Below are 20,275 nucleotides of genomic sequence, written 5' to 3'. Positions count from 1 at the left end.
AGGTGAAGAAAAAACAAGCAACCGCCGCGCTTTCCAGGTAGCAATTCTCAATCCTAATACAGGCTCCGAGGCAATTGGGAACTGTCCAGTGTCACCCTGAAATAGGATGGAGATTATCATTTTAGATGGGCTCGAATGGCCCTTTACGTTAATCCATCTTATTTCTTCCTGTCGCTGCTGGCTCCTACAAGTTAGGCCGCAGCCAAAACATAGGATTAAGCAGACCTACCGGGGCTCTTTCTTTTACTAGGGCAAGTGCCAAGAGCCACATGGCAGGAGTGTACGATGAACGGCCTAGCGCATTTTATTTGATTTGCGCAAGTAGTGGCTTGCCTAACGCAAGTATGTTCCCATTTGCGCCCCCGACCTTTGCCGTCCTCAACCGCTGCTCCCATGAATGCTTCTCCAGCCGGTCCGTCGGCCCCCGATAATCAGCCCGGCGCAGAGCACCCTTACGTGGGCCTGTGGGTGACCCAGGACGGGTATATCCGCCACGAGCTGCTGCCCAATGGCCGCTACGACGAAGCCAGAGGCTCCCGGCAGTCAGCTTATCAGGGCCGCTACTGGGTGAAAGGTAACCACATCGACTACCGCGACGACACCGGCTTCACGGCCGATGGCGAGTTTCGCGCCGATGTGCTCTACCACGCGGGCATGGTGCTCTACCGCCAGCCGTTCACCTAAGGCCACGCCATGACGACCCTCTCCCTCGCCGACTTTTACCAAAGCAAGCTGAACTGGCTGCCCGACAACCTGCAACAGGACATTGGGCATTTCAACGTGTTTCGGCTGGCCGATTTCGTCGGCCATGCGGCCCGGCCGGTGCCCTACTCGCGCAAGGATTTCTACAAAATCAGCCTTATCCAGGGGCAGAATACCTACCACTATGCCGATAAGAGCATCGCCGTCGAGCGCAACGCGCTGCTATTTGCCACGCCACTAGTTCCCTACCAGTGGGAGCCGCGCAGCGACGAGCAGGGCGGCTTTTTCTGCATCTTCACCGAGGCGTTTTTGCAACGCTACCTGGGCAGCCGGCTCGCCGATTTCCCGGTATTTCGGCCCGGCGGCCAGCCGGTTTTCTTTTTGGACGAGACGCAAGTGACGGCCACCACCGTCCTGTTCGAGAAGATGTTCACCGAGCTGGCCTCGGATTACAGCTACAAGTACGACTTGCTGCGGGCCTACGTGCTGGAGCTGATTCACAGCGCCCAGCGCCTGCAACCCATCACCACCCTCTACCGCGAGAGCAATGCGGCCACCCGCCTGGCCTCGCTGTTCACCGAACTGCTGGAGCGGCAGTTTCCCATCGAGTCGCCCCGCCAGCGCGTGCGCCTGCGCGCGGCGGCCGCCTACGCTGACCAGCTGGCCGTGCACGTCAACCACCTCAACCGGGCCCTGAAGGAGGTGACCGGTAAAACCACCACTGTGCTGCTGGCCGAGCGCTTCGCCCTGGAAGCGCAAAGCCTGCTGCGCTACACCGACTGGCCCATCAGCCTCATCAGCTACTGCCTGGGCTTCGAAGAGCCGGCCCATTTCAACAACTTCTTCCGCAAGCACATCGGCACCACCCCGCGCAACGTGCGGGCCGCCCAAGGCTAGCCTAAGCCACCCGGCCAGGGCCTTTTCGCCGCTTGGTTTGAATCGCGCAAGAAGTGGATTGACTGGCGTAAGCCTGGCCTTCAGGGGCCCGGCTACCTTTGTAGCGCCGAGGCACCGGAGCCCATCCCATCCGCTAATCAACTGCTCAGAAGGAAGAAACTTCCGAAAACGACCACCTGACCAGGCCAGCGGCGCGGCCGCCCGCTGCCTGGTTTTCGCGGCCCGACGCTGGGCCGGCCCGAGCTGTTTTGGGCGGGCACGAACGCCTCGGCTTCACCTTATTTTTTCTTGTTTTATGAACCCAGCAACGGAGTTTACCGCCCCGCGCGTGGCCTATCCGCGCGCTACCACCGTCCTAATTTCGGGCGCGGGCTCGGGTATGGGCCTGCACACCGCCCAAACCCTGCTGCGCGCCGGTTATGCCGTGTACGCCGGCATCCGCGACCCGCAGGGCCGCAGCCAAGCCCGTGCCGCCCACCTGCACGCTTACGCCGCCGAGCACGGGACCGACGTAACCGTCGTGGACCTGGACATTCTGCACGAGCACTCCTGCCGGGCGGCCGTGGCCCAAGTCGTGGCCGACCACGGCCGGCTCGACGTGGTGGTGCACAACGCCGCTCACCTGTTCATCGGCTTCAGCGAAGCCTTTACGCCCGAGCAGCTCGCCAGCTCGCTCAATACCAACGTACTCGGGGCCCACCGCCTCAACCGGGCCGCGCTGCCGGTACTGCGGGACCAGGGCGCGGGCCTGCTGCTGTACGTGGGCAGCGGCATCTCGCGCATCTGTTACCCCTTTATGGCACCCTATGTGGTGGGCAAAACCGCCCTCGACGCCCTGGCCGAAGCCACGGCCTACGAGGTGGGCCGCTTCGGTATCGAAACCACCATCCTCATGCCCGGCGTGTTCACCAGCGGCACTGACCACTTCAAGGCGGCCGAATTTGCTAAGGACGCGGCCACTGTGGCAGCTTATGCGCGCCTGCAAGCCGATTTTGATAATGGGGATGCGTCCCTGCAGCGCTTGTTCCGGCCTGACCAAGAGGTGCCGGTGCAGGGCGTGGCCGACGAGATTGCCCGCGTGCTGGCCCTGCCGGCCGGGCAGCGTCCCCGCCGCACCACGGTGGACTATTCGGATTACGGCGCGGAAGCCGTCAACGCGGTGGCCGAAGCCCAGACCGCCCGCATGTTCCGCATCATTGGGTACGACCACCTGCTGACAGCGAGCGAGCCGGCCCCGACCCTTTAGCCCGCCCGTCGCTGCACCGGCCGCCCGCTTGCTCCCGCCCGGTGGTGGGCCATAATTTCTTCCTTTTTGCCACGCAGCGGGCCATTTTAAACGGCTTTGCCGGGCCCCTTACTGCCCGTTTTATTTCATTTAACATCCCCATTTTTCTTCCTTTTCATGGCCACTCAACCAGAAAACATCGTCGGTAAAGTCATTGCCATCACCGGGGCCAGCAGCGGCATCGGCGAAGCCACCGCCCGGTACTTGGCCGCGAAAGGGGCCAAAATCGTGGTCGGGGCTCGCCGCACAGACAAACTCGAAGCCCTCGTGGCCGAGATAACCGCCGCCGGGGGCGAAGCCCGCTGCACCACGCTCGACGTGACCCGCCAAGAGCAAGTGGTCGGCTTTATCGCCTTTGCGCAGGCCCAGTTCGGGCGCGTGGATGTACTCGTCAGCAATGCCGGCCTGATGCCGCTTTCCCTGCTGGGAAACCTCAAAGTAGCCGAGTGGGACCAGATGGTGGACGTGAACCTGAAGGGCGTGCTCTACGGCATTGCCGCCGCTCTGCCTGTGTTCCAGGCCCAAGACGCTGGGCACTTTGTGCACATCACGTCGGTGGCCGACCGCTGGGTGGGGCCTACGTCCAGCGTGTACAGCGCCACCAAGCACGCCGTGCGGGCCCTGACGGAGGGCCTGCGCCAGGAAGTGAGTCCCCGCATCCGGGTGACCTTAATAGCGCCGGGCGCGACCGAATCGGAATTGCCCAACACCATTTCGGACCCCGTCCTTAAGCAGGCGGCCGTGGAGCAGTTTCGCATTCACTTGCTGCCCGCCGAGGCCATTGCCCGCGCCGTCGCCTACGCCGTAGAGCAGCCCTCCGACGTGGACGTGAACGAGGTGGTGTTGCGGCCCGCCGGCCAGAAATCGTTTTAGCAGGTGCCGCAAATGGGGCCGAACGGCTTGCCCTTCGCCCAGGTCCCATTTGCGGCACCTGCCAAAACGACTTCTGCCCAGAACCGGCTTATGCTTGACCGGTGTCTTGTCCTGAAAAAAGTTGACACTTCTCCCGCCGGCGTAACGTCAGGGCAAAAAGGCGAACAGCTTCTCCAGTAAGTAGGCGGGGGCTTCCTCCGCCAACCAGTGGCCGCAATTGGGCAGGCTGCTTCCCTATGTGTTCCGCTACGGCCTGCACCAGCGGCAGGATAAAGGTCCCAATGCCGTGGTCGCCGCCCAGCGCCAGCACGGGCATGGTCAGCCTGGTGGCCGCTTTGGCGTGGTTCTGCTCAGCGTTAATGGCGAAGGGCCGGTACCACTCAAACCCGGCGCTGATAGTCCCCGACGCGGAGTAAGTCCGCACGTATTCGTCGATGGCGGCCGGCGCAATGCTATCACGTCGGTGGGGGAGGTCGGGTAATCGGTGAGCGGAAATAGGGGATGCGTTAGGTGCAGGTAGGCCAGCGACAGCTTGTTGAGCTCGCCAATGAGGTAGCTGTACAGCACCTGCGGGTTACTGTCCACCATGTTGTTGTAGGCAATAGAGGGCGAGAGCTTGGTGCCTACTAGGTCAGGACCCCACAGGTCCACCAGGGCCCGCGTTACCTCCAGCGGGAAGCGGCTGCGGTTTTCAATCGAGCCGCCCTATTGGTCGGTGCGGTGGTTGGCCCCGTTCACCAGAAACTGATTGGGCAGGTAGCCGAAGGCCGCGTGCATATCCACGCCGTCGGAGACTGCTTCCCGGGCACGCTCGGCGGCCCGGCGGTAGTCGGCCACCACGCCTACGACCTCCTCGGTCGTGAGGGGACGAGGCACTTCGTAGTCCTGCATGCCGGTGGGCGTGTAGTGAGGTGGTCCAGCTAAGCCGGGCACAATTGGGACGTGGTTTGCAATTGGGTTTCGAAGTGATTGGGGGCGAGATAACCGAGGGCCGAATGCCGGCGCTCGGCGTTGTAATAGGCTAGATAATGGCTGATTTCCAGCCGCGCTTCCGTGAGATTGCGGAAGCTGCCGCCGTCGAGTAGTTCGGTTTTGAGCCGACTCCAAAAGGATTCGGCGTGGGCATTATCGTAGCAATTTCCTCGGCGGCTCATGCTTTGCACCGCCTCGTGGCGCGCCACTAAGGCCTTGAAGTTGGTCGCGGCGTACTGGCTGCCCTGGTCGGAATGGACCACCAGCCCAGCTGCTGGCTGACGCACGGACAGGGCGCGGCGGAGCGCCTCGCTGACCAGGTCTTCGGGCATGGATTCGCGCACGTCCCAGCCGACCACCTTGCGCGAGTAGCGGTCCAGCCAGGTGGCCAGGTACAGCCACCCGCCGCCCTGTTTAGGCAAGTAGGTGATGTCGCCCACCCACACCTGATTCGGGGCGGTGGGGGCCGGTTGGCCCAGCAAGCGGTTGGGAGCCGCCCGCACGTTGGGGTCGGAGTCGGTGGTGCGGGGCACAAACGAGCGGGGCTGCTGGGCACGCAGCCCGGCGGCGGCCAGCGTCCGTCGAATGCGCCAGCGGCCCACCACGTGGCCTTGGGCCTGCAGTTCGGCCCGCAACCGACGGGTGCCATAGCGGGCGGAATGCCACTTAAATTCTGTCCGGACAGCTACTTGCCAAGCGGGTTCCGGGGCGGGCAGTTGACGCCACTGCCACGCGTAGTAGGCGCTGGGGGCCACGTGTAACGCGTAGCAAAGCTGGCGCACCGGCACTTGGGCCTGGCGCTGGGCGATGTGCTGGTAGGCGCTCACCGGGTCGGCTGGCCGAAGATGACCAAGGCTTTTTTTTAAATATCGAGCTCCTGTTCGGCCCGCTTCAGACGGGCCCGCAGGGCGCGCACTTCCGGGTCACGCGCCACCTCGACACTGCCTACTTCAGCCACGAGCTGCGCTTGCTGCCACCGGTAGAGCAACTTGGGGCTGATGCCCAGTTGCTGCGCCGCCGCCTGCGTGCTCCGGCTTTCGGTTGCCAAGCGCAACGCCTCGGCTTTGAATGCATCGTCGTATTTGCGCCGCTTATCCGGCGTGGTCTGGCTCTTTTTTGCGGTCATGACTCAGGAAATATACGTCCTGCTTCTGTGCGCCTCGACTAGACCACCTCAGTAGTGCTGTTGGCCTTCGATGCGCAAAGCCGAAGGAGTTACGGGCAGCTCGCCGTCCTTCACCGAGGAATGGCCCAATCGCCCCGAATGCCTGGTGTTTTAAGCCGAACACAGGTATTGGCATCCGCGATGTCTTGCCCACGTCCTGGTTGCTCTGCGACTTTGATTACACTTGAGCTAGCGGTTAGATTACCACTAGCGGCTAGCGGCCAACTGTTGCAGCCACCGGTACGCAGAATCTACGTCGCCAAACGTATTTGTCTCAGGACAATCGGGCCGGTAGTCGGGTGAGTGTTCGATAAGGTTCAGCACATTTTTAGTATCTGCCAAGGCCCGCAGGTTGTGGGGCAGCACCCAGGCGATGGCCTGAATACCGGTTGCTGTTAATTTCGGGAAAAGCTCATGCCCGAACCAGGAAACAAATTCGCCCCAGCCATCCAGGTCTAGGCTAGCATCATTGAGCAAGTTGGTGCTTCGCGTCAATTGTATCTGCTGTAAGATGATTTCGCTGGTGGCTTTGATGAGCTTGGTCGGGTTCTGGCCCCGCCACGTCAGGAACAGACAAGCGTTGACCGTATCATGCTGAATGGTCAGGTTGGGGGTTTCGTAAACTATTTTCATTGTCAGCTAATCAAGTAGCTTAATGTAACACTGTTTTGTGCGCTTCGATTCGGTTCCATATTTTGAGCTGTTAATCAAGACAAGTTAAGAGGCATGTCTCACCACACCTATACTATATAGATGCGTCGAACGCATCCATCCCGCGTGGTCACTGAATTGAAAACTTAGGTTTCATACCTCTTACTTATGATACCTAAGCTGAGAAAAACAAGACAGGGACATTTTTTACTATAACGACTGATAACGTTTACTTATCAATCGTTACAATAAGGTCCGATAACCTTCTCTTATCGCCCCTTAAATATTCTGATTATATTTGGCAGTCAAAGTCGCGTTTTACTCCTTTATATATAGGTCGCATGGAAAAGTCGTCCGAACTCTCGATTCACGGTACCTTGTCGCCGGCGCTGGTGCAACTAGCCGAGCACACCTCGCGCTACATCGAGGTCGGGCTAAGCGGAGCGGCCAACACGGTGAAAGCTTACGCTGGCGATTGGAAGCGTTTCGGACTCTGGTGCGATGAGCATGGACTGGACCCACTGCCAGCTTCAGTGGATACGCTGGCGGGATTCGTGACGCACCTAGCTGAGACTGACAAGAAGGTCGCGACTATCCAGCGGCACTGCGCGGCCGTGGCAAAGGCCCATGTGTTGCGCGGAATTGACTCGCCCACGGATGACAAGAAATTCAAGGTACTTATGGAAGGCATTGCCCGGGTCAAGGGCGTGCGGCAGAAACAGGCCCCGGCGTTTACCCTGGCTAATTTTAAGCGCACGGTGAAAAGCATTGATGGCAAAACGCTGGCAGGGCTTCGTGACCGGGTAATTATGCTGCTTGGTTTTACCGGGGCCTTTCGACGGTCGGAGTTGGCAGCACTGAATATTGAGGACTTGTCGTTTTCTGAGGAAGGACTAATTGTCAACTTAGCCAAGAGCAAGACCAACCAGTATAGCGCGGCTGAGGAAAAGGCTATTTTCTATTCGCCAGATTTTAAGTTGTGCCCCATTCGCACGTTGGAGGCTTGGATAAAACGGCTTGAGCGCACAACGGGGCCGGTGTTCGTTTCATTTCGCAAGGGTGAACGGCTAACTGAGCGGAGGTTGACCGATAAGCACTTGAACTTGATTGTGCAGCGGTACTTGGGGCCAAAGTATTCGGCTCACTCACTTAGGGCATCGTTTGTTACCGTGGCCAAGCTGGCTGGCGCTGATGATTCAGAGGTTATGAATCAGACGAAGCACAAGACGAGTGAGATGATTCGCCGTTACACTCGTCTGGATAATGTACGGCAACATAATGCAGCACAAAAACTAGGTTTGTGAGAAACTTAAGACCCTCATTTACAGAACATAAAATTCTAATTTACTTCGATGGCAGCTTGCTGAGTTAATAGTCGAGTAACAGTAGCGTTTTTTAATAGCCCGTTAGACGTTGTCAGCTTCGCCTAAGACATCATTCAAGAGGACGTTCTTAAAGTGACTATAGCCCTGCTTTTGCGAACCAATTCTATTTAACATGGTCACTTCCGCTACCTGTTATGTTTCTTATTATCGCGTGAGCAATACTCTTCAAAACGAGTATAATCTTGTGCCCGAAGGCCTACAATCTTCTGTGAGGTACACGGTAGTGAAAATATGCTTTTCTACTGCCAACTGGCTCTCTCAGGCCGGAAGTGTATAGACCCTATATTGCATCTCTATTCGACTCTCTTATAAGTAAATGATTCAACGCACATAGGTGGAGACCGTTTTGGTGGTACCAAGAAGATCCACCAGAAGTCCGTTACCCTGCTGGGAACGGCCTGTCTTATTTTCTGCCCCCGATTGTGCATCCAGTTTACTTTAATTCTTTGTCAATTTAAATCGTTTACTACTGTGCCGAGCCCGATTGAAATTAATGCTTTACGAGTTGCTGTTGTACTATTCGAGAAGGATAGAGGGGACGGACCATCCTTCGATGGGAACACTATCCAGATTACCACGCAATTAAGCGCGCGTGATATTAACGATGCTGTAGACTATCTGGACAGTAAGGGGCTTATAGAGCGGCTCGATTATATGGGTACCAGTCCCTATAATTTCGGCAACGTTGGCCTCAATGTTCATGGTCGGCAATTCTACTACGAGAACAAGGGAGAGAAAATGAGTCCTTCTAAGCCAAGAAGTCAGAAAGCGTCTAAACGCAAGGGTATAAGAGTTTTCATAAGTCATAGTAGCCAAAATGTTGAGCAGGCAAAACAATTAATTCAATTGATAAGATCGGCTCTAAACCTGAAGGTTGAAGAAATCCGATGTACAAGTGTTGATGGATATCGACTGCCAGGAGGTACTAGCACTGATGCCCAATTACAGATAGAGATTTATGAATGTGAGTTGCTAATTGGCCTTGTGTCGAGTGATAGCATGAGTTCGCACTACACTCTTTTCGAGCTTGGTGCAAGATGGGGTGCGAATAGCCCTATGATACCTCTTCTGATAGACAAAAAAGGTCCCGAGATTTTGAAAGGACCACTATCGGGCATAAATGCGCTGAATGCCTACGAAGAGGCACAGCTTATGCAGTTTGTGGAAGATGCTGGTAAAGTGCTCAAAATTAAACCTGAGCAACCGAGCTCTTTCCACGTGCATATCAAGTCTTTGATAGCGTCTTTGCCCAATGCAACAGTTAAAGAAAAAGTAGAGGCAGTTGCGGAAAAGAAGGTGATAGCTGAAAGATCTGATGATTATTCTAACACGGACGAAATAATACGTAAAAGAAGCGCTATAGAATGGCCTGATGATTTTGATATGCAGCTTCATTATGTCACTACGCAGCGCAAAGCTGTAGCACAATTACAAAAAGCGAAGCCAGAAGACATTCCTGAAAATGAATTCAAAGTTATCAGGCGAAAAGCTGCGATAAATTGGCCTAATGATTTCGAAATGAGAGCGCATGAGGAAGATACTCAGTTTAAAGCGCTACGAAAACTAAGGGGAATTGAGCAGGCTGAATCACAGCAGCAAGCGGAAGCCGGTGCAAATATTTCCGCGGAATTATTGCACTTGGAGAAAACCAAACTGCGCTTGTCTGTTATTCCACGCTTCCATTTTGGCAGGGCAATGAGTAACCCACAAGGAAAGACTATAACGTTAATGAATAATGGTAATGGACGTGCTAAAGTAGAGAGTATTGAGGTGGTATTAGGTGAATCCGATGTTACTGCTAATATCACGAGGCTGCCGCTCATAGTTGAAAAAGATAGGGAATTTAATATTATGCTAAGTCCAAAAAATCAGGCTAATATGAATTTAACTTCGTTTAGGTGCCAAATCGTTTATTCTGATGAACTAGGCAACAGATATCAAATCGAGATTATAAATAGTCAAGACCAATTGCTTGTTGAAGAGCCTATTCTTTTACCTTGAAATTTCTATTCTAAGCTTACAATTTAAGTGGATAAGTTGCCATCACAAGATGTGAAGAGGGTTTTTGTGAGGCATATTGGGCTCGAACCAAGGAATGGTTGCCGGAGGAAGACCTTAAGACCTAGTACCGACAATGAACTATTATCGGTACTAATCTGGGATTGCGAAAGTGGTACCTGGTCGACGAGGCCACCGCGTTTCTAACCCGGCCGGCGGTAGCGGAGGAAGCGCGGGCAACTTTCTCCGTCCGGCACCCGAACTTGCGGCTTATCCTGAGTCGTACGCGCATGCCACGCGGGGCCCTACTTCTTTCCGTTGTTGCCCATGAGTTTCGTTCCTTCCGACTACCCCCAGTTTCTAACGGCCATTACGCAGCGCGTGCGAGAAGCCCAGTACCAGGCCTTGCAACTGGTCAACCGCGAGCAGCTGCAGCTTTACTGGGACCTGGGTCGCTTAATTGCCGACCGCCAGCAGCACGCCGGCTGGGGCAAGGGCATTGTCGAAACCCTGGCCCACGACTTGCAGACCGAATTTGCGGGGCTCAGCGGCTTTTCGGCCTCTAACCTGTGGCGCATGCGTGCCTTTTACCTAGCGTACGCCGACGACGAAGTTCTCGCACCGCTGGTGCGAGAATTAGGCTGGAGCCTGAACGTAGTCATCCTAGAAAAAAGTCAGTCGGCCCACGAGCGCTTGTTCTACGTCACCCAGGCGCGGCAATACCACTGGACCAAGGCCACCCTGCTCCAGCAATTCAAGGCCCAGGCATACCAGCGCACGTTGACGGCCCAACACAATTTCGAGCAGACCCTTCCCGGCCCGTCGCAGTCGTCGGCGGTGCTCGCCCTCAAGGATGAGTACCTCTTTGATTTCCTGGAGCTGAGCGTGCCCCACTCCGAATACGAGCTGGAACAAGCTTTGCTCGCCAACGTGCGGCGCTTTCTGAGCGAGATGGGCGGGGATTTTACATTTATCAGCAACCAGTACCGACTGGAACTGGCCGGGCAGGAGTACTTCATCGATTTGCTGCTCTTTCACCGCGAACTGCAGTGCCTGGTAGCCGTGGAACTCAAGATTGACGAATTCCGGCCCGAGTACGCGGGCAAGATGAACTTCTACCTCTCGGTGCTGAACCAAACCGTGCGCAAGCCCCACGAGCAGCCCAGCATTGGCATCATCATCTGCCAGAGTAAAAACCGCACGGTGGTCGAGTTTGCGCTGCGCGACGTGAATAAGCCCATCGGAGTGGCCACGTACACTTACACCGATACGTTGCCCAGCGAGTTGCGACCCTTCTTTCCCTCGAACGAGGAATTGGTCCGTCGGCTCGATGCCGTGACGGCAGCCCTGAAGAGCCAAACCGAAGCCAGACCCGGCGCACCGGCGAAAGAATAGTCCGGAACTGGTAAGGCTTATGAAGAGCGGTTCCATACGAGAAACTACTCTTTTTCGAATGGGTCCCTTCCCTACTCCACCGGGGCCGCTAACGCTGGTTTGCAGAACACTTTTTAATCAGGTTTTTCGAACCCCATTGGTCCTATTCGAAGCACTTAGTCGGCTGCCTTTTTTGCGACGGTGCTGCGTTGGCTTGGAGAGCATCAAGGGCTTGGCAGCGGAGCTGCAGCCGCAGTTTGGCAGCGGCTTTTCGGGGCGGCAACTGGAACGTTACCGCCAGTTTTACCGCACGTTTCCCATTGCGTCCGCACTGCGGACGCAATTGAGATGGACGCACTACAAAACGCTTATCAGCCTCGACAACCCTGACAAGCGGGAATTTTATTTGGCCGAAGCAGCCAAAAACAACTGGTCAGCCCGGCAGCTGGAGCGGCAGGTCAACAGCCAACTCATCGAGCGCCTGCTGCTGAGCCACGACGTGGCCGCCGTGGCCCGGCAGGAGAAACCACCCACGGTAGCCCGCGACATCATCAAGGACCCGATCGTGCTGGAGTTTTTGGGCCTGAAGCGCGAAGCGGCTTATTATGAGCGCGACCTGGAAACCGCTTTGATAACGCACCTGCAGGCGTTTCTGCTGAAACTGGGCAACGGGTTCAGCTTTGTGGCCCGGCAGCAGCGGCTGCACCTAGACGGCGACGACTTCTTCGTGGACTTAGTGTTCTACAACTAGGGCTTCCGCACCAAATTTCGCGGTTTTTGGCCTGTTCGACGGGTTGCCAGTTTCAGCCGACAACAAAATCCGCTCTTCATTATGCTTCCACTGGGCATAGCTGCTGAAAGCACCTTCTAAAGCAGCTGGTCTAAGGTAAAAACAGCTCAAAAACCTCGAAATTTGGTGCGGAACCCCTATTCTACAACCGACTGTTGCAGTGCTTCGTGCTGGTCGAAATCAAAACCGACTAACTCACTCATCAGGACCTAGGCCAACTTCAGATGTACGTCAACTACTACGATCGTCTGGAAAAGCTGCCCCACGAAAATCCAACCATCGGTATCCTGCTCTGCGCTGATAAAAACGACGCAGTGGTAAAAATCCGCCTGCCGGTCGACAACCAGACCATTGTGGCCAGCAAGTACCAGCTGTACCTGCCCTCGGAGCAGCAGTTATTGGCGGAGGTACAGCAAGAAATGGATAAGCTGGACCAGCTTTAGTTGATAAAAAGCTGCGTTCGCACTTGGCTCCATACCCTGGCAGGAATATACACATTAGCCTTCTAAAGCTATCGGCGAAACCTGAATTATCCCAAGTACGTGGCCGCGTTGCAACGGGTGCCGGTTAGTTTGTGCCAGCCACGACCTTGTTAATCGCCGTCAGCCGCGCGACGGCCCGTTCCAAGCTGGAGGCGGTGCCGTCCAACTCCACCGACACCAGCAGCGGATGCTGGGCGGGTCGGGGAAGGTTTTCCTCTTCCCGGCGTTCCCCAAGTGGCGACCGGTCCGGCATGACGCTTGGTTGCTGGGTTAGGTCGTGGCTGCGCAACGCGTCAATGCCGACGCGAAAGAGCTGGCTCAGCTTGGTGAGTGCCTCTAGCTTGGGGGTCGATTTGCCGTTTTCGTAGCGGCTAATCGTATTATAGTCGGTCGAGAGCTTGTCGGCCAGCGCGGACTGGGAAAGTTCGGCCCGACGCCGTAGAAAGCGCAAGTTTTTAGCAAAATACATAGCCGTGCAGGAAACTATGCAAAACTACCGGACTGAAAATGTGTATTTTACTACAATTATGCTGAATTATACACTATTATATGTCATAATAATCAGCCATTATGCTGCATATTGCAGTTGATGTGCGCTTTCGGCCCTTCCCGACCTTCACCTCCGCCTTTTCCATGAAATCCATTCCCCCTCCCCTGCCAGCCCCCGTTCCCCAGCGCATCTCCTTCGCGCAAGCGACGCCCGAACAACGCGCCCAGGTCAAGGAATACGTCTGGGAGGAGTTGGCGGCACGGTTTCCCCCCGTGCTCAAAGGGACGTGGGCCGGCGCGTTGGAGGCCCTGCAACCCGACCTGTGGGCGACATCGGACAGCGTCGGCATCGACGCGTACCAGCTGGACCGCGTGGCGGACCATATGGACGCCCTGCCGGCCGTCGTCCACGCCCGGGCGGGCCACGGGCCGCGCAAGCTCTATTTCGGCCGGCAGCCGATGCACTGCCCGCAGGAAGTCTTCCGCGCCCTGGCCGAACTCGAAGCCGACCCGCGGGCGGGCGGCCCCGCGATGTACCGGCTGGTCGCGGGGGTGGCCCGGCGCTACGCCGAGGCCGAACAGTTCGGGTGGTCCAAGGCCCCGGCCCCGCGCGAGGCCGACGGCACGGACTCCGACCAGGCCCGTGCGGACCTGCTCGCGCGGGTGGCGGCGCTGGACCGCGCCCGCGGCGTGCCGGCCGGCCACGACCCCGCCGACGACCCCCGGCGTCGGTAGGTCCCGCTGTCCACCCCCCGCTTTCATTCGCCCATGCCGCGCCTCTCCCGCCCCCCCGCTCACCTGCTCGCGCTTTTGTTGCTCGCCCCCGGGCTGCTGCTCCCCGGTTGCGCGCCGCCGAACCCGACCACTGCGGCCGGGGCGGCCCCCGCGGCCACGCCCCCGCCCCCGGCGTTTCCCTTCGGCCACCGGGTGGATTCGCTCAACGGCATCGCGGGTCACCGGTTCGGCGAGCCCCTGCGGGCTTTTCCCCGGCTGCACTTAGCGCCGCCCGACACGGGCGTTCCGCTGCAGAGCTACTCGTCCGGGGCCCCCACCGGCTGGTTTAGCCGGCACCGGGCGCGGGTACCCGACCAGTACTACACCTTTCTGGACGGCCACTTCTTTGCCTTCATGGCCCAGGGCGACCCGGCCGTGCTCCAGTCAGAGGCCACCCGCCTGTTCGGCCCCGGCCGGGCTCAGGGCCCCCACCAGCTCCTCTGGGAGGGGCGCCAGGCCCGGGCCGTGTATTCCGAAACAGTCGAGGGCTCGACCCGCGAAGGCCGCCTGGACGTGGTGAGCAAGCCCCTGGAAGCCGTCCTGGCGGCGAAGCAGTACGCGGGGGTCAAGGCCGGGAATGCCCACCAGGGCGCCGGAAAATAACCCTGTTTTCTTCCTTACTCATTCCACCTCGTCCCTATGCAACCCGTTACCGCTGACCTGGCGCGCCCTGAGGGCCACGCCATCCCCTACCGCTGGGCCACGCCTGGCCAGCATGCGCAGGCCGTGCTCTGGCTGGCGGAACAGCTTCAGCACTACTTCCTCCCCCCGGCCATGGAGGTATGGTCCGAAGTATTCCACGAGTACCAGCCCGAACTGTGGGAAAACAGTAACGGTATCTGCCTCGACCACGCCGACCTGGTCCGGCTCGCCCAGCGCGTGGCCCGCTCGGTGCTGGCCCCGGACCTCGACCCGCCCATCTACTGCGAAGCGGCGCGCTACCTGGCCGAAGGCTATGCATACGTTGGCAAAGTGGCGGCCGCGCTGCGCGCTGATTTAGAATATGGCCTCTTGGACCCTACCCCCGAGGTAATGGCAATAATCAAGCGGCTGGAAGTTGGTAAAGCGGTCGCCGAGCGCGTGATGCAGGCCACACACAGGTAAGCGGCGGCAAATGACGACCCGCCGGTTAAAAGGCCTTCTTATAGCAGCAAGGAGTCAAACTTACTCTAAGGACATATCATATATAATATGTCGTTGAATTTTAAGCAAATGCCATTTTCATGCGGCCCAAAAAGCTAGGTGCAATAAACCAAATGGCTGTTTGTTTTTGGATTGTCTTTCTGAACCCTATATGCTGGGCTAATTAGCTAAGTGGGCTGCAAGACTTACAGGGTCAATAAGTTATGGCTTTCTGGACCTGCCCCGGAACAGCTTACAGTAATTTTACACCCTCGCTGCTATAAGAAGGCCCACTTCGCTCATTAGCGTCGGGCTAATCACAATTCCACCCTGTAACCAATGCGAAGGAGCCTGTATAAATTGGCCGCTTTTATGTAATTCTTTATTGCCTCTATCACGGATAAATCTAAAAATCACCACTGTTAAATATTGGCTATCAATATTTTAGGCACCATAAGACTTACTTATGGAACCTAAGTTTGCCTATATTATTAATAATCATGTGTTTATGATTTAAGCAACATGAAACCCATATTCTTTGCTTTAAAGTATCTTATAGCGTTGATTTTGAACATAATAAACAAATAAAAATTATATGGAATACTATGAGTAATAATTAGGGCGCGCGGTTATTGATGCCTTAAAATAATTATAATAATTGTGGTCGACGTTCGGCTGTTAGGCACTGTGTTAATCGACGTGGTGGCTGACTAAAAATCATTTCTGGCCGGACCAGGAAACAGCCGCCTTCGAGTAGTTCAGCTGTTGGTGCGGTTTTAACAAAGTCGACCGTGGCTGTGGCAGCTGCCGCGATGGCCCCCACTCGGTACGCTGCTGCTGGGCGAGTAAGGCCTTCATGTGGGCGATACGTTTTCACTGGCCAAACGTATGGGGTCAGCCGTGAATTACTTGCCATAGGTAAGACAGTCAGGCCCGATGCTCCTCTTGTTTTTGGGTGGCACATTAGTAGAAATAGACGTCTTCTCTCTCTCCTTCCTGCTTCAATCGCGATGGGGTTTGGGGCCTAAAGTAATGGCGTGGAGCATCGCCCGCCAAAAATGGCATTGCATTCGACTTTTGAGGAAGCACTCGCAACCTTGAATTCGACCATGCGGCCCCGCCGCGCCGGACCCGCTCACCCGGCTAAGCCATCACCAGTTGAAAGGTGCTTGAGGACGCTGCGCGTTGGAAAAGGCCACAACTCTGCCCCCCCGTGGCCGCTCGATGAAATGTTGGTTGCAGTAGCGTCACGGCATTCGGGTTGCATTCCAGATGCTGGAACTCAGCACTTAGCATCTTGGGCATATTCAACATTCTGGGCATGCACAGCAAGCATAAAGTGCTCCGGAGTGAGCTATTCACTTGATATGCTCAGCATTCTTAATAATCTGAGTACCCTCTGATGCTGATATGGTCACGCAAAACACACTGATTTATGAAATTATGCTCGCAATGTATCCAATACATCGAGTGTTCTCAACATACTGAGAATGTTGTATAATTTCAGTATATGGAGTGTGTTCAGTATATGGAGTGTGCTCGTTTGCCTCAGCCGTTGTAATATTGCCGCATCACCGTCATTGCTACCTCATGAAAGTTATCACTTTTGCCAACCACAAGGGAGGGGTTGGCAAAACCACTTCCACCCTCACAGTCGGTCAGGAACTGGCCCGACGCGGGCATCGGGTGCTTTTTCTGGACTGCGACCCGCAGCACAACCTGACCATGAGTTTTGTCGCCAAAGTGGCGACCAACTTGGGCACCGTGATCAAAGGCGAGCGTACGCTCAAGCAAATCATCGTCGGGGTAGGGGAGGGGATGGGACTGGCCGGGTCGGCCCGGGAGCTGACGCAGCTCGAGAAGATACTGGGGCAGCAGCCCACCTACCAGTTTTTCCTGCGCGACCAGCTGGAAGAGGTAGCGAACGACTACGACTACGTGTTGATTGACACGCCCCCCGCTCTCACCAGCCTCACCTACGCGGCGCTGGTGGCCAGTGACGCGGTGTTCATCCCCGTGCAGCCCGAGTTCTACGGCTACGAGGGCCTGACCACGCTGCTGGATGCCTGCGCCATTATGGGCAAGAACTTTAATCCCCGCCTGAAGGTCGGCGGCCTGTTCCTGACGAAGTACTCGGCCAGCTACCGCCTCGCGCTGCACCACGACGTGGTGGCCATCATGCGGGACAACGCCGTGACGGGGCCCCTGCTCATGAATGCCAGCATTCGACAAAATGGCAAGCTGTCGGAAGCGCAGATTGAAAAGGAAAACCTGTTTGATTACGCGCCTACCAGCAACGGGGCCGAAGACTACCGTAACCTCACCACTGAAATCCTCGCCCGTCTATGAGCGCAAGTCCCAAAAAGCGTTTTGGCAGCACGCTGACCCAGCCCGTTGCCCCAACCCCCGACGAGCTGATGTTCGGGGCCGTCAGCCCGCTGCCTGCGACTCCTGGCGGCGGTACTATGTCAAGCCCCTCGGCGCAGGAAACTGCACCGGCCGGTCCAAGCGGGCGCTGGGTGCCCTTTGGGTCCTACGTACGCGACCAAACATACCTGCAGCTCAAGCAGGCGGAGTACTGGGAGCCCGGCTTCGAGATTCGGCAGTTTCTGGAAGATACTCTGCAAGCCGCCCTGGCGCAGTTACCTGCCGCGCAGCGGACGCTGCCAGCACCCGTGCTGGAAAAACTGCTCAAGACAAACCGCAAGCTGCAGCCCCTGTAGCTTGCGAGGTCATCAAACAGACCGGCTTGGGGCGATTGCAAGGTGGTAGCTGGGGCGATTACAGCGGCAACAGCTTCTCAAGCTGCTGAAGATATTGAATATTTCCGTTATTGGAACCCGCAAAAAACAATTCAATACATACGGTTTTCAGCCTAGTATAAAATCGCAACATATTTACTACCAATGCATAGTATAAAATAGTACAACGGCCTTGAAAATTCTTTGTGCTTTGTGCTTTTTTTGACTTTTAATCCAATAAGGTTGCTACAAAATAGACGCTTAAAAAAAACTCCCTAGCTAGTTATTTTTAGACTCACATTATAATATTAGTATTACAGGCTCCAGAACGCATTGACAAACAACAATTTATGAGTCCAAGTTGCTACAGAAAGGACGCTAGGTTGCTACAAAATAGACGCTAGGTTGCTACAAAATAGACGCTGATAGATTACAGGTTGCTACAAAATAGACGCTACCCCGCCAAGTTGCTACAGAAAGGACGCTAGGTTGCTACAAAAAGGACGCTACGCGAACTCAGGTTGCTACAAAAAGGACGCTAGATTACGACGAAATAGACGGCTATTGCTCTCCAGTGCCCCGACTTATCCCCCATGAAAAAGCCGCTCAAACAGAACGCCGACAAAATAGTAGCCCAGCACAATGCGCTTGTCAACGCGCGTTTTAGCTTCGTGCCCCTGCAGATGCGCCTGTTTCTGGCGCTGCTTGCCCGCATCAGTCTGGACGATACCGAATTCAAGGAGCACGTTATCCCGGTCAGCGAACTGCTGTTTGAGCGGCATGGTGGTTCGGCTTACCAGCAGCTGGACGAGATGTGCGACGACATCACCTCCTTTAAGCTGTACATCGAGATACTCGAAGATGGCACCCGCAAACGACGCCGGCGGCCCAAGTACGACTACATCCCGCTGATGGCCAAGGCGGGCTATGACGGGGACGTGGGTGGGATAGTAGCAGCATTTAATCCCCTCATCATGCCGTACCTGCTGCAGTTGCGCGAGAGCGGCAATTTCACGCTGGCCGACCTGGACGAGTTACGCAAGCTGAAAAGTCCCAGTTCGGTGCGCATTTACTGGCTGCTTAAAGAATACTCGGACTTTGGGCAGCGAACCGTCACCCCAGAGCAACTGCGCTTCATGCTCAACATTGCCGAAAACGAGTATCCCCGCTTTAGCAACTTCAAAGCGCGGGTGTTGGACCGGGCCCAGTTGGAACTGGCGCGCACCGACATGCCATTCACCTACGAGCTGGAACGGCAGAACCAATTGGTGCAGCGCATCAAGTTCCTGTTCGGCTATGACGCGGCCAACACAGGCTCAGATGGGCTTGATGAAGTACAGGGTACCCAGCCGAGTGAAAAAACAGAGCTTTCTCAACATTCTGAAAATGTTGAGAAAGCTCCTATTCAGGAGCCTGCCTGGGTTCAGGCATTACGGTTAATAGGGGTAAGCCTGCGCAGCATCAAGCAAATCACGAAGCAATTAGAAGCAAAGGAATATCCCCTGGAATACGTCGATTTTGTGTTGTCGCGCATTGGCAAGCAGCACCAACTGGGGAAAGTAAAGAAACCGGCGGGTGCGGTTTACAAAGCGTTGGTAGAGAAGTACCTGCTGGAAGAATACTTGGCCGGTCAACAAACCCCCAAGATGATTCCAGTCAAAAAGACCGGCGTTGCCACGAGGACAAAAATGCCCCTGCTGGAAGAAGTTGCTTTTCCGTTGCGGGAAGTACGGGATATGTATGAGAACCCCGGGCCGTTTCTGAAACGGCAGTTGCAGGAACCCACTTTTGAGCTGCACCTGGAAGCTATCTATTTAAGTCAGGGATTCGTTCTTGTAAAGCGTGATGGGGAAGACTGGCTCATTAAAACTATTCTTTCCTAACTCCTGGTAGGAAGGTCCCACCGTCACCCGTTTAACGGCAGTGTCGTCAGCTGAACCCGAGGGCAGACTCCGGACAAAAGTTTGAGTTATCTTTTATCTCCATCCAGATGTCAACGACCCCAAGGTCACCCATTATGACGCCCGTTCACATCCAGCGGGCGAAAGCGGCCCTGCATGACGCCGGCATTCCGGTAGCAATTGGCAATCAGGCCCTGGACCTGGCCACTGCTTACTACCACCAAACCCCTCAAGCTAGCCAAACGGACGCCATGCGCCAAGAGCGCAACCGCATTCAGGACGAACTGGAAACCGTCAGCAGCCAGCTCCTGCAGGAGCGCCGCAAGACGCTTCGGCTGGAACAGGAGTTAGCTGCCGCCCTGAAATTGCCCAAAGCGCACCAAAACAAGGCGTATCAACTGCGCAAGCGGCTGCGGGCGATACTGGCTGTGCTAGAGCACCCCCAAGCGAAGGAATCGACCAAGCTTAAACGCATCGCTGAGTTGGTCGCCGAGACTTCAGAGTGGGAAGATACCCCAAAGACAGAAGTTCAAGGGGAGAGGTCTGCAGGAATTCAATGACGAAGAGCCTGCTAAATCCACCGTTATGGTGAACTAGAAGCTGTGGAGCCGGAGACTTACCAATGCTTCTGTTGGGTGCCTCTACGTGGCAAGGAGTGACGGTTTACGGTACCT

The 20,275-nt window shown here is 56.1% G+C and carries 19 protein-coding genes and 2 pseudogenes; 16 read left to right on the top strand and 5 right to left on the bottom strand.

The window, feature by feature from the left end; translation table 11 throughout:
• Nucleotides 1–393 precede the first annotated feature (393 nt).
• The 4 genes from ABIB44_RS18720 (at nucleotide 394) to ABIB44_RS18705 (ending at nucleotide 3,757) form a co-directional block, all read left to right on the top strand.
• Nucleotides 394–684, top strand: coding sequence for an Atu4866 domain-containing protein (locus tag ABIB44_RS18720; RefSeq protein WP_354586203.1), 291 nt, complete (start codon nucleotides 394–396; stop codon nucleotides 682–684).
• A 9-nt stretch (nucleotides 685–693) separates the two neighbouring features.
• Nucleotides 694–1,599, top strand: a complete 906-nt coding sequence (locus ABIB44_RS18715) for a helix-turn-helix domain-containing protein (RefSeq protein ID WP_354586202.1) — start codon at nucleotides 694–696, stop codon at nucleotides 1,597–1,599.
• 295 nt (nucleotides 1,600–1,894) lie between these two features.
• Entirely contained in the window at nucleotides 1,895–2,845 is a 951-nt protein-coding gene (locus tag ABIB44_RS18710) for an SDR family NAD(P)-dependent oxidoreductase (RefSeq protein WP_354586201.1), read from the top strand.
• A gap of 156 nt (nucleotides 2,846–3,001) precedes the next feature.
• Nucleotides 3,002–3,757, top strand: a complete 756-nt coding sequence (locus tag ABIB44_RS18705; protein WP_354586200.1) for an SDR family oxidoreductase — start codon at nucleotides 3,002–3,004, stop codon at nucleotides 3,755–3,757.
• Between the two features lie 318 nt (nucleotides 3,758–4,075).
• Here the strand turns inward: ABIB44_RS18705 and ABIB44_RS18700 are convergent.
• From ABIB44_RS18700 to ABIB44_RS18685, 4 genes and pseudogenes are all read right to left on the bottom strand, one after another.
• Nucleotides 4,076–4,648 (bottom strand): annotated as a pseudogene (locus ABIB44_RS18700) (oxidoreductase).
• A gap of 29 nt (nucleotides 4,649–4,677) precedes the next feature.
• Nucleotides 4,678–5,556, bottom strand: a complete 879-nt coding sequence (locus ABIB44_RS18695) for an IS3 family transposase (RefSeq protein WP_354586199.1) — start codon at nucleotides 5,554–5,556, stop codon at nucleotides 4,678–4,680.
• A gap of 35 nt (nucleotides 5,557–5,591) precedes the next feature.
• Complete coding sequence (locus ABIB44_RS18690; RefSeq protein WP_354586198.1) at nucleotides 5,592–5,855, bottom strand: transposase; 264 nt, start codon at nucleotides 5,853–5,855, stop codon at nucleotides 5,592–5,594.
• Between the two features lie 246 nt (nucleotides 5,856–6,101).
• Nucleotides 6,102–6,527 (bottom strand): hypothetical protein, encoded by a 426-nt coding sequence (locus ABIB44_RS18685; protein WP_354586197.1) that lies wholly within the window; start codon nucleotides 6,525–6,527, stop codon nucleotides 6,102–6,104.
• 359 nt (nucleotides 6,528–6,886) lie between these two features.
• On the opposite strand from ABIB44_RS18685, the gene ABIB44_RS18680 reads away from it, so the two are divergent.
• The 5 genes and pseudogenes from ABIB44_RS18680 to ABIB44_RS18660 form a co-directional block, all read left to right on the top strand.
• Nucleotides 6,887–7,849: a site-specific integrase gene (locus ABIB44_RS18680; RefSeq protein ID WP_354586196.1), complete on the top strand. Its 963-nt coding sequence runs from the start codon at nucleotides 6,887–6,889 to the stop codon at nucleotides 7,847–7,849.
• A 501-nt stretch (nucleotides 7,850–8,350) separates the two neighbouring features.
• Complete coding sequence (locus tag ABIB44_RS18675; RefSeq protein ID WP_354586195.1) at nucleotides 8,351–9,931, top strand: toll/interleukin-1 receptor domain-containing protein; 1,581 nt, start codon at nucleotides 8,351–8,353, stop codon at nucleotides 9,929–9,931.
• 324 nt (nucleotides 9,932–10,255) lie between these two features.
• Nucleotides 10,256–11,323 carry a PDDEXK nuclease domain-containing protein gene (locus ABIB44_RS18670; protein ID WP_354586194.1) on the top strand — a complete coding sequence of 356 codons (1,068 nt, stop codon included), beginning with the start codon at nucleotides 10,256–10,258 and terminating at the stop codon, nucleotides 11,321–11,323.
• A gap of 172 nt (nucleotides 11,324–11,495) precedes the next feature.
• Nucleotides 11,496–12,053 carry a PDDEXK nuclease domain-containing protein gene (locus ABIB44_RS18665; RefSeq protein ID WP_354586193.1) on the top strand — a complete coding sequence of 186 codons (558 nt, stop codon included), beginning with the start codon at nucleotides 11,496–11,498 and terminating at the stop codon, nucleotides 12,051–12,053.
• A 245-nt stretch (nucleotides 12,054–12,298) separates the two neighbouring features.
• Nucleotides 12,299–12,535 (top strand): annotated as a pseudogene (locus ABIB44_RS18660) (PDDEXK nuclease domain-containing protein); the annotation flags it as partial.
• Nucleotides 12,536–12,659: 124 nt separating this feature from the next.
• On the opposite strand, the gene ABIB44_RS18655 reads toward ABIB44_RS18660, so the two are convergent.
• On the bottom strand, nucleotides 12,660–13,043 hold the full coding sequence (locus tag ABIB44_RS18655; protein ID WP_354586192.1) for a helix-turn-helix transcriptional regulator: 384 nt from the start codon (nucleotides 13,041–13,043) through the stop codon (nucleotides 12,660–12,662).
• A 101-nt stretch (nucleotides 13,044–13,144) separates the two neighbouring features.
• Between ABIB44_RS18655 and ABIB44_RS18650 the strand changes: the two genes are divergently transcribed.
• From ABIB44_RS18650 to ABIB44_RS18620, 7 genes are all read left to right on the top strand, one after another.
• Nucleotides 13,145–13,798: a hypothetical protein gene (locus ABIB44_RS18650; protein WP_354586191.1), complete on the top strand. Its 654-nt coding sequence runs from the start codon at nucleotides 13,145–13,147 to the stop codon at nucleotides 13,796–13,798.
• Nucleotides 13,799–13,831: 33 nt separating this feature from the next.
• Nucleotides 13,832–14,440, top strand: coding sequence for a hypothetical protein (locus tag ABIB44_RS18645; RefSeq protein WP_354586190.1), 609 nt, complete (start codon nucleotides 13,832–13,834; stop codon nucleotides 14,438–14,440).
• 36 nt (nucleotides 14,441–14,476) lie between these two features.
• The gene (locus tag ABIB44_RS18640) at nucleotides 14,477–14,941 is read left to right on the top strand and encodes a hypothetical protein (RefSeq protein ID WP_354586189.1); all 465 of its coding nucleotides are present in this window, start codon (nucleotides 14,477–14,479) and stop codon (nucleotides 14,939–14,941) included.
• 1,608 nt (nucleotides 14,942–16,549) lie between these two features.
• Nucleotides 16,550–17,308 carry a ParA family protein gene (locus ABIB44_RS18635; RefSeq protein ID WP_354586188.1) on the top strand — a complete coding sequence of 253 codons (759 nt, stop codon included), beginning with the start codon at nucleotides 16,550–16,552 and terminating at the stop codon, nucleotides 17,306–17,308.
• The gene (locus tag ABIB44_RS18630; protein WP_354586187.1) at nucleotides 17,305–17,682 is read left to right on the top strand and encodes a hypothetical protein; all 378 of its coding nucleotides are present in this window, start codon (nucleotides 17,305–17,307) and stop codon (nucleotides 17,680–17,682) included. Before ABIB44_RS18635 ends, ABIB44_RS18630 begins: the two co-directional genes overlap by 4 nt.
• A gap of 611 nt (nucleotides 17,683–18,293) precedes the next feature.
• Nucleotides 18,294–19,583: a replication initiation protein gene (locus ABIB44_RS18625; RefSeq protein ID WP_354586186.1), complete on the top strand. Its 1,290-nt coding sequence runs from the start codon at nucleotides 18,294–18,296 to the stop codon at nucleotides 19,581–19,583.
• Between the two features lie 134 nt (nucleotides 19,584–19,717).
• Entirely contained in the window at nucleotides 19,718–20,161 is a 444-nt protein-coding gene (locus tag ABIB44_RS18620) for a hypothetical protein (RefSeq protein ID WP_354586185.1), read from the top strand.
• Nucleotides 20,162–20,275: the final 114 nt, after the last annotated feature.

Origin of the sequence: Hymenobacter sp. UYCo722 (assembly GCF_040547115.1) — a bacterium.
Taxonomy (GTDB): Bacteria; Bacteroidota; Bacteroidia; order Cytophagales; family Hymenobacteraceae; genus Hymenobacter.
This window is presented reverse-complemented; position numbering and strand designations above follow the sequence as displayed.